Genomic DNA, 13,036 nt, shown 5'->3' with positions numbered 1-13,036 from the left:
TGCTATTACTATGACTACACCGTTATCCAACCAGATTATCCGTGAAATCACTCCTTTGTCAGATAAGGATTGCTTTTACATTGCGGAACGTTATAAAACGGAATTCACTTATCCTATACACAACCACTCCGAGTTTGAATTGAACTTCACCGAAAAGGCTGCCGGAGTAAGGCGGATTGTAGGAGACTCTTCCGAAGTGATAGGTGATTATGATTTGGTGTTGATAACAGGAAAAGACTTGGAGCACGTCTGGGAACAGAACGAGTGCCGTTCGAAAGAGATACGGGAGATTACGATTCAGTTTTCTTCCGATCTTTTCTTCAAGAGCTTTATCAATAAGAATCAGTTCGACTCTATCCGCCGGATGCTGGATAAAGCACAAAAAGGGCTTTGTTTCCCGATGTCCGCCATACTCAAAATATATCCGTTGCTGGATACGCTTGCTTCAGAGAAGCAAGGATTTTATGCGGTCATTAAATTTATGACGATCTTGTATGAACTTTCTCTCTTTGAGGAAGAGGCACGTACCTTGTCCAGTTCGTCTTTTGCCAAGATAGATATTCATTCGGACAGTCGGCGTGTGCAGAAAGTGCAGGAGTACATCAATACACATTATCAGGAAGAAATACGTCTGGGGCAGTTGGCCGATATGGTGGGGATGACGGATGTGTCATTCAGCCGCTTCTTCAAGCTGCGTACAGGCAAGAATCTTTCCGATTATATCATTGATATTCGGCTGGGCTTTGCTTCCCGGTTGTTGGTAGATTCTACAATGTCTATCGCCGAGATTTGTTATGAGTGCGGTTTTAATAACCTTTCCAATTTCAACCGGATCTTCAAGAAGAAAAAGAGTTGTTCGCCTAAAGAGTTTCGCGAGAACTACCGGAAGAAAAAGAAACTGATTTAGCGCATTCTCATTTATGAACTTGGTGATTAACTCCCGAGTTCTATCTTCCACTCACCAATCGTTCGTGTGGCACTGTCAAAGTTTACACCTACTTTAACTATTTTCCTGTGATCCGCCTGATACGGAATAGCATACCCTTTGCTGTTAATCTGCGCTAATGCTTCTTCGGGTGTACCATCTATTTTAAATTCAAAAACATAGATGGCATCTTGAAGTTTCACAACCGCGTCTGCTCTTCCGATGGCTGTATCCACTTCCACATCTATATACTGTCCCATCAGCCGGAAAAACAGATAAAAGATAGTTTGGTAATGTTTCTCTTCCTTGTTGTTCAGTTTATTAGGGATAGATGCAAAGAAAGATTTCAGTCTTTCCAGACACTCCTCTAAATGACCAATACGCAAGTCTTTAATAAAGGACACTACATAAAATGTATTCTCTCGTGCAGGCAGATGCACATAAGCGGGCATCAGCGATTCGATAAATCCTTTTCTTACTTCCTTGTTGGGATAAGCCAGTGTATACAGTTGGAAATCCGGATCATATCCCTTAATTGTGAGATAACCGCTTTGGTAGAGCACCGGAAGAGGATCGGTGATTCTATTGCTGGGCGCATCAAACTGTTCGGCGGTGGCGGTCGTGTTATCCAGTTCCCGGATATCAAAATCGCTTTCTTGCAGAATATCTATCAGGAAAGTGGGAGTACCGGTCGAAAACCAAAAATTCTCATAACTCTTTTGCGCAAATGCATTGAATAAACTAAATGGGTTATAAATGTCTACACAATTCTTACTGAAATGATAACCGTCATATTGTTGTTTCAAATGTACACAGGCTTCCTCGTATGTTTCCTTGTTGGCTTGGGCCATTTGTTCAATATCAATTTGCAATTGCGTGCGCAACTCTTGTTCGGTGATACCACAGATAGCACTGTAATCATCCCTCATGCTGATATTCTGCAAGTTATTCAATTCACTGAAGATACTCATTTGGCTGAATTTGCTGATACCTGTCAATAATAAGAAGCGAAGATACTGTCCCTGGGCTTTCAGTGGACTAAAGAAATCCCGCATGATATTACGTATTTCCTTTTGAACTTCATCATTATGATTGCTGTCCAGCATTGGTGAGTCATACTCATCTATTAATACCACCACCTGTTTACCCGTCTGTTTGTAAGCACGACGAATAATTCCTTCAAAACGTAAACTGAAAGTCGTTTCTCCTTCTTCCCGTTGATAAATTTTCTCCCATAAAAGCAATTGGCGGTTAATAACGGCTGACAGCATATCAGCGGTTATATATTTACTCACACTAAAATCAAAGTGTAATACCGGATAAACCGTCCAATCCTTTTCCAGAGTCTCCATAGCCAAGTCCTGAAACAGTTCTTTTTTTCCCAGGAAATAAGCCTCTAGTGTAGAAACCAGCAAACTTTTTCCAAAGCGTCGGGGACGACTTAGAAAATAGACTTTATTTGTATGAGTCAAACGATAAATCAATTCCGTTTTATCAACATAGACACAATCATTATTGCGTAAATCTTCAAAGTTCTGTATTCCTATCGGATATCTTCTGAAATTCTCTTCCATGACGCATATCTGTTTTTAGCGTGAAACATTCACAAAGATAATGATATTTAGTTTCAAGTCAATTATGCCTGTTCTTTTTTTAAGAAAGTCCAACGTTGGATATATACTTAGTGGGAAAGGAGCTATCGGTGTTTCTTTGCGTAATGCATTGAAAAGCGATGAAACATATCTTTGACGACAAGCGGGTGGAAATACACTATCAGCCAAAATTCTCACCTTCTCACAACTGTCAGCCGATTAATTTTATGCATAATGAGAGATAAAAGAGTGAAGTTCCGGTCTTAAATTTGCTTATAAACAAGTTAAACTAATAGCGTAAGTGATTGATAATACGTTTGTAACATCTTGTCATCATCTTGCAACGACTCTTTCAATAGATTGTATTTATTTCGTCTTATAGTTGTAATGCTCACCCTCTATCTTTGCCGACGTAATTAAAACGTAGAGCAAAGTTAGATGAAAAAACTATTTCTTATCCGATTTTCAGTGGTAGCCTTTTTTTGCCTGTTGTGTGTACTTCCTGCATTGGCTGCCAATATCAAGATTAAAGGAGCTGTGAAAGACAAACTATCCAAAGAACCTTTGATAGGAGCTACGATACGTTTGCTCGGAACTCAAGCCGGAGCAGTGACCGATATGGAGGGTAATTTTGAATTGAACAGCATGGGCGTTTTGGAAGGTATGTATGATATTGAGATTAAATATGTAGGTTACAAAACGGAAGTACGCCGTAAAGTACGTGTGGAGAATGGAAAACTGGTGATACTGAATTTGGAGTTGGAAACCGATGCACAGGAACTTGCCGATGTGGTGGTTGTAGCTAAGAAGAATAGGGAAAATGAGAATATGCTGTTGCTCGAACAGCAAAAAGCAGTCATTGCCGTACAATCTGTTGGTGTCAGGGAGCTTTCCCGCAAAGGTGTTTCGGATGCAGAAGGTGCTGTGACGAAAGTTGCCGGAGTGTCTAAACAAGACGGAGTGAAAAATGTCTTTGTCCGTGGATTGGGAGACCGGTACAATGCAACTACTTTTAATGGATTTGCTCTTCCTTCCGAAGACCCGGAATATAAGAATATCTCTCTTGATTTCTTCGGTACGGACATTATTCAGTCTGTAGGTGTAAAGAAAGCATTCAACGCGGGGGGCAGCAGCGATGTCGGAGGGGCAACCATTGATATTGTATCCAAAGAACTAATTGGTAGCGGTAATCTGGGATTCGGCATTTCCGGTGGCTTGAATACACAGACGGTAGCAGCCGATTTTCTGAAACAGGATGGAGTGAACTTCATGGGCTTTGCCAATCGTACCGAACCTGCCGATGAAAACTCATGGAACTTCAGAAATAAGTTAGACCCTTCCGCTCAACATTTCCAAATAAACCGGAGCTACAGTATTTCCGGAGGTAAACGATTCTATGTCGGAAAAGACAAAAATCCGCTTTCTTTCTTCCTGACCGCCGGACATACGACGGACTATCAGTATACGGATGAAATCATACGTAATACAACTACCAGCGGTACGGTCTACAAAGATATGAATGGTAAGAAGTATGCGGAGAATATCAGTCAGCTGGCACTTGCCAATGTGGATTTCGATATGCAGAACCGTCATCACATCAGTTATAATTTGATGATGATTCATGCCAATACCCAGTCGGTGGGCGATTACAACGGTAAGAACTCGATTTTTAGTGATGACTATGAAAACCTCGGATTCACCCGTCGCCAACAAACAAATGACAATATGCTGATCGTTAACCAACTGATGACTAACTGGGGATTGACCAAATCATTAAGTCTCGATGCAGGTGCTTCCTATAATATGGTGAAAGGGTATGAACCGGATCGTCGTATCAATAACCTGACTAAAGCGGAAGACGGCTATACGTTGCTAAGGGGCAACTCACAACAGCGCTACTTCTCAACTTTAGATGAAGACGACTTGAATGTAAAAGCAGGCTTGGTCTATCGTCTGAAAGATAATATAGAAGAAATTTCGAATGTCCGTTTCGGATATACAGGCCGATTCGTAGATGATAACTTCAAAGCTACGGAGTATAACCTGACCGTAGGGCATGTTTCTACCCTCCCTTCTTTGGACAACTTATCGCTTGACGATTATTATAACCAAGAAAACTTTGCTTCCGACTGGTTCAAGATACAAAAGAACCTAGATGAATATACCGTGAAAAAGAATATCCATTCCGCTTATGCCGAGGCTACCTACCAGTTTACTCCCCGTTGGATTGTGAATCTGGGAATGAAATACGACAAGGTAGATATTGAAGTGGATTACAATGTGAATCGTGGAGGCTCTAAAGGAAACAATACCATCCAAAAAGATTATTTCCTGCCCAGCTTGAATCTCAAATACAATCTGAATGATAAAAACTCGCTTCGTCTGGGAGCTAGTAAAACATATACGCTTCCGCAGGCAAAGGAAATATCTCCTTACCGTTATGTCGGCGTGAACTTCAACAGTCAGGGTAACCCCAATCTGAAACCTTCGGATCATTATAACCTTGATCTGAAGTGGGACTTTAATCCCACTCCGACCGAGTTGATTTCTCTCACAGCTTTCTATAAATTGATTAAGAATCCGATATCCCGCATCGAAGTGGCAAGCGCCGGAGGTTATCTTTCTTATGAGAATATAGCGGATAAGGCAACCGTGGCAGGAGTGGAAGTAGAAATACGTAAGAATCTGTTTGTCCGTCCGGTGAGTAATGCTGCGCACGGAATGAATAAACTCTCTTTGGGATTGAATGGCTCTTATATCTACACGAATGCAAAAATGCCTTTGGCAACGGTTACCACCGGCTCGCAACTGGAAGGAGCTGCACCGTGGATTGTCAATTTCGACCTCTCGCATAACTTCACAAAAGGAGAACGCAGTTTTGTCAATACATTGGTACTTAATTATGTGAGTGATAAGATATATACCATTGGCACACAGGGTTATCAGGATATGATGGAGAAGGGAGTACTGACACTGGATTTTGTATCCCAAGCCAAGCTGAACAAGCATCTTTCGCTTAACCTGAAAGCCCGCAACTTGTTGAATCCCTCTTCTAAGTTAAGCCGCAAAGCGAACGAAAACGGGGAAAAGGTGATACTGAATGATTATAAGAAAGGAATAAATCTAAGCCTGGGAGTGTCGTGTACATTCTAAGCCGGGTGATGAAATAAGATTATTAACTAATAATGAAAGCAAAATGAAAAGATTGTTTGTGAACTTTATGACGTTTGCCGTTATGGCAACAGCACTTACATTGACTGCATGTAGCAGTGATAGTGACGGAGACGGTGATGGTAACGGAGATGGTGGAAACAACGGTGGGACCGGTAGCTCTATTGTTGTGGGCGAAAATATCCTGTCCGGCACGCTGACCGGAGAACAGACACTGGAAGCTAAGGAATATATTCTGAACGGAACGGTAGTCATTGAAAATGGAGGCCGTCTGAATATCCCTGCCGGAACAACGATTAAGGCTCGCGAAGGTTTCAGCAGTTATCTGCTGGTAGCACAGGGCGGTAAACTTTATGCTGACGGTACAGCCGATAAACCGATTGTTTTCACCGCCAATTCAACAACCCCTACATCCGGTTATTGGGGAGGAATTATTATCAATGGTAAAGCTCCGATTTCCGGTTCGAACGCCAATAAGAGTGATACAGGTCTGACGGAAATCGACAACAACTATAAATACGGTGGTAGTGTCGATAATGACAATTCCGGTTCACTGACTTATGTGAAAATCTGCTATGCCGGTGCCCGCTCTACTGCCGATATCGAGCACAACGGATTGACACTGAACGGTGTTGGAAACGGTACCAAGATTGAGAATATCTACATTCTTGAGAGCGCGGATGATGCCGTCGAATTCTTTGGCGGTACGGTGAATGTAACCAACTTGTTGGCTGTGAACCCGGATGATGACATGTTCGACTTCACTCAAGGATATTCCGGTAAATTGAAAAACTGCTATGGCGTTTGGGAAAGCGGTTATACCAGTACGGAAGCAGATCCGCGCGGCATTGAAGCAGATGGTAACTTGGATGGTGACTATTCGGATCATTTACGTCAGTCGGATTTTACGGTTGAAAATATGACAATCGTAAATAATGCTGCCAATACAACGGATAATGTAGACCGTATGCAAGATGTGATTAAAATCCGTCGTGGAGCAAAAGCTACGATCACCAATGCCCTTGTCAAAGGTTCAGGCGGTACAATCGATTTGATTGATATGAATGACAGTAAAGATGCAGGAAATGCTGCTTCCAGCATCAGCATCACCCATACATTGAACTTTAAGAATAAGCTGAACGGTACATTGAATACATTTACCGAGCCAACTACGAATACAGGTGCAGATGCATCCCTGTTCACTTGGAGCGGATATAATTTCTCTTCCTTATAAATAAGATATAGAGTAACAAAGTGTATCTTTTTTAATAGGAGGTATGGGAGAATTTGTAACAAACAGATTCTCCCATATTCTATTTATTTGTTTTCGTAATCTTCTTTTAGCTTTTTTATTTGCTCCTTTATGGTATCAGTGATTACCTTTTTCGTATATTTGTCAACCTATTATTTTACAACGATACAAAATATGCAAACAGACAACGAGCGATACAAAAAAATGGCTTCTCTTGCACAAATCGGATGGTGGGAAGTAGATTTAACGGCAGGATATTATTTATGTTCCGATTATCTTTCTGATCTTTTGGGATTGGACGGCGACACCATCTCTACTTCGGATTTTCTAAACCTGATACGTGAAGATTATCGCAAGCAGATTGCCCAGGAGTTCCGGGCAAATTCTTCTATCCATAAGGACTTTTACGAACAAACTTTCCCGATTCATTCAAAATATGGTGAGGTTTGGCTGCATACCCGTCTGGCTTTTCGTGAGAAGGGTACGGGTGTTGATGGAGGTGATAAGTCCTTCGGAATAATCCAGCGCGTTGAGGCTCCCAAGGAAGAAGATCAAAGGGATGCATTAAGGCGTGTGAATGATTTGCTTTGTCGTCAGAATTTTGTTTCGCAATCGTTGCTTCGTTTCCTACGTGATGAGGCAGTAGAATCTTGTATCGCAGATATTTTAAGAGATATTCTGAATCTTTATAATGGAAAAGGTCGTGTTTATATTTTTGAATACGACGAAATTTATGCCCATCATAGTTGTATCTACGAAGTTGTTTCTGAAGGAGTATCGGCAGAGATAGACAATCTGCAGGACATGCCTGCCAGTGAGTCAAAATGGTGGAGTGAACAGATATTATCGGGCAAGCCGATTATTTTAAATACACTGGAGCAATTATTAGAAGAGGCTCCTGATGAATATCAGATTCTTGTAGTTCAGGGAATCAAATCGTTAATGGTGACTCCTTTGATGACAGGCGACCGCGTTTGGGGATATATGGGGATTGATTTGGTTGAGACTTACCATGACTGGAGTAATGAAGATTTTCAATGGTTCTCCTCATTGGGAAATATTATAAATATCTGTATCGAGTTGCGTAAAACTAAGGACAAGGTAATCCGTGAACAGACTTTCCTAAATAATCTGTTTCATTTTATGCCGATGGGATATATACGTATGTCCATTATCCGTGACGAGAATAATAAACCTTGCGATTATCGGGTGACGGATGCGAATGAGGTCAGTTCAACCTTTTTCGGGCTTCCTTTGGAGTCGTATATTGGTTCTTTGGCATCTGAAAAGCATCCTGACTATCTCCAAAAACTTAATTTTCTGGAAGAAATACTGGATAGTAATTCTTATAGGGAGAAAGATGAATATTTTCCAAGAACGGAACGGTATACGCATTGGGTTATTTATTCTCCCGGAAAAGATGAAATAGTCGGTTTGTTCCTCGATTCTACAGGATCGGTACAAGCTAATCGGGCATTGGACCGTAGCGAGAAGCTCTTTCAGAACATATTTGCTAATATTCCGGCAGGAGTAGAGATCTACGATAAGGATGGCTATTTGATAGACCTGAATAATAAGGATTTGGAGATATTCGGTGTAGTGAATAAGTCGGATGTGATCGGAGTTAACTTCTTTGATAATCCGAATGTGCCGCAGGGGATTCGTGATCGTGTGCGGAATGAAGATTTGGTAGATTTTAGGCTTAATTATTCTTTTGAACAGGCGGAAGGATATTATGAGACAAATCGTTCTAATGCGATAGAACTGTATTCGAAGGTTAGTAAATTGTATGATAATGAGGGCAACTTCAGCGGATATATATTAATAAGTATTGATAATACCGAACGGATTGATGCAATGAATCGTATCCGTGATTTTGAGAATTTCTTCCTGATGATATCCGATTATGCAAAAGTAGGTTATGCCAAGTTGAATCTCTTGAATCGCAAAGGATATGCTATAAAACAGTGGTATAAGAATTTAGGTGAGGAGGAAGATACGCTTTTGGATGAGGTTGTGGGTGTTTATACCCAAATGCACCCTGAAGACCGTAAGCGTTTCCTTGATTTTTATGATGAAGTCAGAGACGGAAAAAGAAGGCATTTTCAGGGTGAGATGCGTATTCGTCGTCCCGGAACGAAGAATGAATGGAATTGGGTGAGTAGTAATGTGATGGTCACTAATTATAAACCGGAGGAAAATGAAATAGAAATCATCGGTATCAATTATGACATTACAGAATTGAAGGAGACTGAAGCCGAATTGATTCAGGCACGCGATAAAGCAGAGATGATGGATCGTTTGAAAAGTGCTTTCCTTGCCAATATGAGCCATGAAATCCGTACGCCGCTGAATGCCATTGTCGGTTTCTCCGATTTGTTGGTGGAAACTGAAGAGTTGTCAGAACGTCAGGAGTATATTAAGATTGTACGTGAGAATAATGATCTTTTGTTGCAATTAATTTCAGATATACTCGATTTGTCGAAGATTGAAGCGGGTACATTTGAGTTTACCAACGGAGATGTAGATGTAAATCTGTTATGTGAGGATATTGTCCGCTCTATGGGGATGAAAGCGAAAGAAGAGGTGGAACTGGTACTTGATAATCACCTTCCGGTTTGTCATGTCATTAGTGACCGTAACCGTATACATCAGGTGATCTCTAATTTTGTTAATAATGCAATGAAATTTACCTCTGAAGGTAGTATTCATGTGGGATATAAACTAAAAGATGGCGAATTGGAATTCTATGTTGAAGATACAGGCATCGGTATTGAAAAAGAGCAGTTGCCACATATCTTTGAGCGTTTCGTGAAGCTTAATTCTTTTGTACACGGTACAGGATTGGGACTTTCTATCTGTCAGAGCATCGTTGAACAATTAGGTGGGCGGATTGGTGTTGATTCTGAAAAAGGAAAAGGATCAAGGTTTTGGTTTACTATTCCCGGGGTGATCGTGACGGAAGAGGTGGGCTGTGCCCGGTAGAGTGGTAATGAGGCAGGTGAATATCTTCCTTCCTCATTAATAAAAGTGGGTTTTATATAAAAGAGACGGTCTTGGTTTTGATGTCGATTGATACTGACATGAAACCAAGACCGTTTCTTTGGTGAAAAGGTGTAGTCCGTTTAAATTCCGAACGACAGTTTATCGATGGATTGATATACAATACTTGCAATACCCAGTCCGATGATACCCAGCGTGCAAAGTGCCAGTCCCCATTTTGTGCAGCGGTCGCTGCGGAAAGTAGGAATTGGGTTGTCGGAAGGAGTGATATACATTGCTTTTACAATCAATAGATAGTAATACAACGAAATCACTGTATTTACCAATGCGATGAATACCAGCAAGTGGAAACCTGCATCGAAAGCAGCCATGAAGATAAAGAACTTAGAGAAGAATCCGGCAAACGGAGGGATGCCTGCCAATGAGAACAGAGACAGAGTCATCAAAAGAGCGATTTTGGGATTCGTTTTATAAAGTCCTGCGTAATCTTCGAGCGTGAATTTCTGACTGCGTAATGCCACGATAGTGATAACGGCAAATACTCCGAGGTTGGCGGCAGCGTACACTAATACATAATATACCAATGCCGTCATGCCTTGTGCTGTACCACCAATAACGCCTAACATAATATATCCCGCTTGCGAAATACTGGAGAACGCCATCAAACGTTTCAAGTTTTGCTGACGGACAGCAAATATATTGGCAATAGTGATAGAAGCGATGGTTACCCAATAAAGTACTTCCTGCCAGTCATTAATCATTGGAGCGAATACTTTGATAAGGACGGCCAATAATACAAATGCTGCCGATCCTTTTGATATAACACTCAAATAAGCGGTAACTGTACTCGGAGCGCCTTCGTAAACGTCTGCTGTCCATAAGTGGAATGGAACCAGTGATAACTTGAATGCCATTCCTGTGAAGAAGAATATAAATGCCATGATCTGTAACGGATTTCCGTCGATATGGGCAGGGAGGTCATCGAAATAAAGAGTCCCGGCAGAACCATAGATCATGGACAGACCAAACAACAGCAATGCACTGGAGAAAAGAGCTGTCAGAATGTATTTGGCACCTGCTTCGGCAGAGTTGTGACGGTATTTATCGAAGGCAATCAATGCTGCCATCGGAATAGAAGCTGTTTCGAGTCCGATGAAGAACATCAGGAAATGTCCGGCGGAAATCATGAGGTACATACCAAACAAGGTAGAGAGTGTAAGTACATAGAATTCTCCTTGCTTGAATGAAGTATCTTCTCTTTTCATCCATTCGTGCGCCATCAGGAAAACAATCAGTGTGCCGACGTTCAGGATGGATTTAACCACTGTGTGCATCGGTACATAATGATACATACCGCCGAATGCATCGGCAGCAGTCCCCGGAATTAAGTTGATAGCTGTATGGATAGCCATCAGAATAACGGGCAACATGGTGTTCAGGCGTGCTTTCCCACCATTTTTGTGTGCATCCGGACTCATGAAGAGGTCAGCTAGAAATAGCAGCAGTAGGACAGCTATGAGCGACAGCTCTTCTCGCATATATAGAAATTGTGAATAATCCATATTTACAAATTAATTATTAAAGATTAAAAATTAAAGGTTATGGAATCAGTTGTGAGACTACGGGGAGTACACTTTCACCAATCATGTGGCTAACCCAGAAAGGAGCCATACCTAGTCCGGCTACACAAACGATGAGGCAGATAACGGCTACACGTTCGTCCCAAGTCGCATCAGTCAGTTCGAGATGATGTTTGTTGGTACAGGTTCCGTATAGAATTTTACCTACCAGACGCAGAATGTAGACTGCAGTAATCACAATCGAAGAACAAGCGATGATAGTCAGTACACGGTGGAACTGGTCGTTGTTCTGGAAAGAGCCGACGAAAATAGTCATTTCAGCAATAAAACCACTTAATCCCGGCAGACCGAGGTTGGCAAGACCGGCAATTACATAACATACACTGAGGAACGGCATCACTTTCATTAAGCCGGCAAGCTCGCGAACGTCACGTGTGTGTGTACGTCCATAAATCATACCGATAAGAGCAAAGAATAAGGCTGTCATCAATCCGTGTGAAAGCATCTGAAGGATAGCTCCTGTTGCTGCTGTCTGATTCAGCATCAGAATAGCGAAAAGAACCAGTCCGCAGTGAGATACGGATGAATAAGCATTAATATATTTCAAGTCGGTCTGTACGCAAGCGGAGAATGCACCGTAAACTACAGAGATACCTGTCAATATCAGGAATATCCAGGAAAGTTCGTTGGCAGCTTCCGGCATCAGATACATGGCGATACGGAAACATCCGTAACCTCCCAGTTTCATCAATACTCCGGCATGAAGCATAGATACGGCAGTCGGGGCGGAAGCGTGACCGTCAGGGCTCCATGTATGGAACGGGAAAAGGGCACCTAATACACCGAAACCAAGGAAAGTCAGCGGGAACCAGATGCATTGCTGTGCAAAAGGTATGTTGTGCAACTGTGCGATTTCAAGAAGATTCATGGTCGTTGCTCCCGAACCAAAATAGATTCCGAGAATACCGATCAGCAGGAAGGCAGAACCACCCATCAACATGAGGGTCAGCTTCATGGCTGCATATTCTTTACGTCCTGATCCCCATACACCAATCAACAGGTACATCGGTATCAATGCGATTTCGTAGAACATGAACATGGTGAATAAATCGACGGATATAAAGAATCCGAATACTCCCATAGACAATAGGGTGAACCAGAGGAAATATTCTTTTGTCAGCGGTTGCAGACGCCAGGAAGCGAATGTACCGGTGAACACAATGACAGCGGACAATAACAACATGGCTACCGAAATTCCGTCAACACCTACTGAATAGGATATGTGAAGCGGGGCATACCAAAGCGTATCTGCACGGAAAAGCATTTCTGCCGTGTTTCCGGCACTACGCTCTCCCAGATACAGGAATGTAAGTACGACGGAGGCAATCAGAAGTGCCGATGCGCCAGTAACCATAACCCCTCGGATGGCTTTGATTCCTCGTGCTGCCCAGAGTCCGGCCAGCATCAATAAGGGGATAAGTACGAATATTGATAAGAAATTCATATCGTTCTG

General features: G+C 42.0%; 7 protein-coding genes. 4 read left to right on the top strand and 3 right to left on the bottom strand.

The features are described from left to right. The first annotated feature begins 10 nt into the window (after window positions 1–10). Window positions 11–907: an AraC family transcriptional regulator gene (locus tag CJF29_RS19420; RefSeq protein WP_004301439.1), complete on the top strand. Its 897-nt coding sequence runs from the start codon at window positions 11–13 to the stop codon at window positions 905–907. Between the two features lie 26 nt (window positions 908–933). Here the strand turns inward: CJF29_RS19420 and CJF29_RS19415 are convergent, their stop codons facing one another. Next, window positions 934–2,499 (bottom strand): ATP-binding protein, encoded by a 1,566-nt coding sequence (locus CJF29_RS19415; protein ID WP_099145978.1) that lies wholly within the window; start codon window positions 2,497–2,499, stop codon window positions 934–936. A 456-nt stretch (window positions 2,500–2,955) separates the two neighbouring features. Here CJF29_RS19415 and CJF29_RS19410 point away from each other — a divergent pair, with 456 nt between their 5' ends. The 3 genes from CJF29_RS19410 (at window position 2,956) to CJF29_RS19400 (ending at window position 9,925) form a co-directional block, all read left to right on the top strand. Further along, a complete protein-coding gene (locus CJF29_RS19410) occupies window positions 2,956–5,670 on the top strand; it encodes a TonB-dependent receptor (protein WP_099145979.1) in 2,715 nt (904 codons plus the stop codon). Window positions 5,671–5,713: 43 nt separating this feature from the next. After that, entirely contained in the window at window positions 5,714–6,922 is a 1,209-nt protein-coding gene (locus CJF29_RS19405) for a hypothetical protein (protein WP_099145980.1), read from the top strand. Window positions 6,923–7,114: 192 nt separating this feature from the next. Beyond that, the gene (locus tag CJF29_RS19400; RefSeq protein WP_099145981.1) at window positions 7,115–9,925 is read left to right on the top strand and encodes an ATP-binding protein; all 2,811 of its coding nucleotides are present in this window, start codon (window positions 7,115–7,117) and stop codon (window positions 9,923–9,925) included. 140 nt (window positions 9,926–10,065) lie between these two features. On the opposite strand, the gene CJF29_RS19395 is transcribed toward CJF29_RS19400, so the two are convergent. Both CJF29_RS19395 and CJF29_RS19390 read right to left on the bottom strand, forming a co-directional pair. Further along, a complete protein-coding gene (locus tag CJF29_RS19395; RefSeq protein ID WP_074636942.1) occupies window positions 10,066–11,505 on the bottom strand; it encodes an NADH-quinone oxidoreductase subunit N in 1,440 nt (479 codons plus the stop codon). 37 nt (window positions 11,506–11,542) lie between these two features. After that, window positions 11,543–13,027 carry a complex I subunit 4 family protein gene (locus CJF29_RS19390; RefSeq protein ID WP_004305342.1) on the bottom strand — a complete coding sequence of 495 codons (1,485 nt, stop codon included), beginning with the start codon at window positions 13,025–13,027 and terminating at the stop codon, window positions 11,543–11,545. Window positions 13,028–13,036: the final 9 nt, after the last annotated feature.

This window comes from Bacteroides celer (assembly GCF_002632415.2).
Lineage (GTDB): Bacteria > Bacteroidota > Bacteroidia > Bacteroidales > Bacteroidaceae > Bacteroides.
The sequence above is the reverse complement of the archived record's forward strand: the minus strand, read 5'-3'. Positions and strand labels throughout refer to the sequence as shown.

Bases quoted from the DNA above. Each gene is read 5' to 3' on its own strand.
- CJF29_RS19420 (WP_004301439.1), top strand. From the start codon at position 11: ATGACTACACCGTTATCCAACCAGATTATCCGTGAAATCACTCCTTTG.
- CJF29_RS19415 (WP_099145978.1), bottom strand. From the start codon at position 2,499: ATGGAAGAGAATTTCAGAAGATATCCGATAGGAATACAGAACTTTGAA.
- CJF29_RS19410 (WP_099145979.1), top strand. From the start codon at position 2,956: ATGAAAAAACTATTTCTTATCCGATTTTCAGTGGTAGCCTTTTTTTGC.
- CJF29_RS19405 (WP_099145980.1), top strand. From the start codon at position 5,714: ATGAAAAGATTGTTTGTGAACTTTATGACGTTTGCCGTTATGGCAACA.
- CJF29_RS19400 (WP_099145981.1), top strand. From the start codon at position 7,115: ATGCAAACAGACAACGAGCGATACAAAAAAATGGCTTCTCTTGCACAA.
- CJF29_RS19395 (WP_074636942.1), bottom strand. From the start codon at position 11,505: ATGGATTATTCACAATTTCTATATATGCGAGAAGAGCTGTCGCTCATA.
- CJF29_RS19390 (WP_004305342.1), bottom strand. From the start codon at position 13,027: ATGAATTTCTTATCAATATTCGTACTTATCCCCTTATTGATGCTGGCC.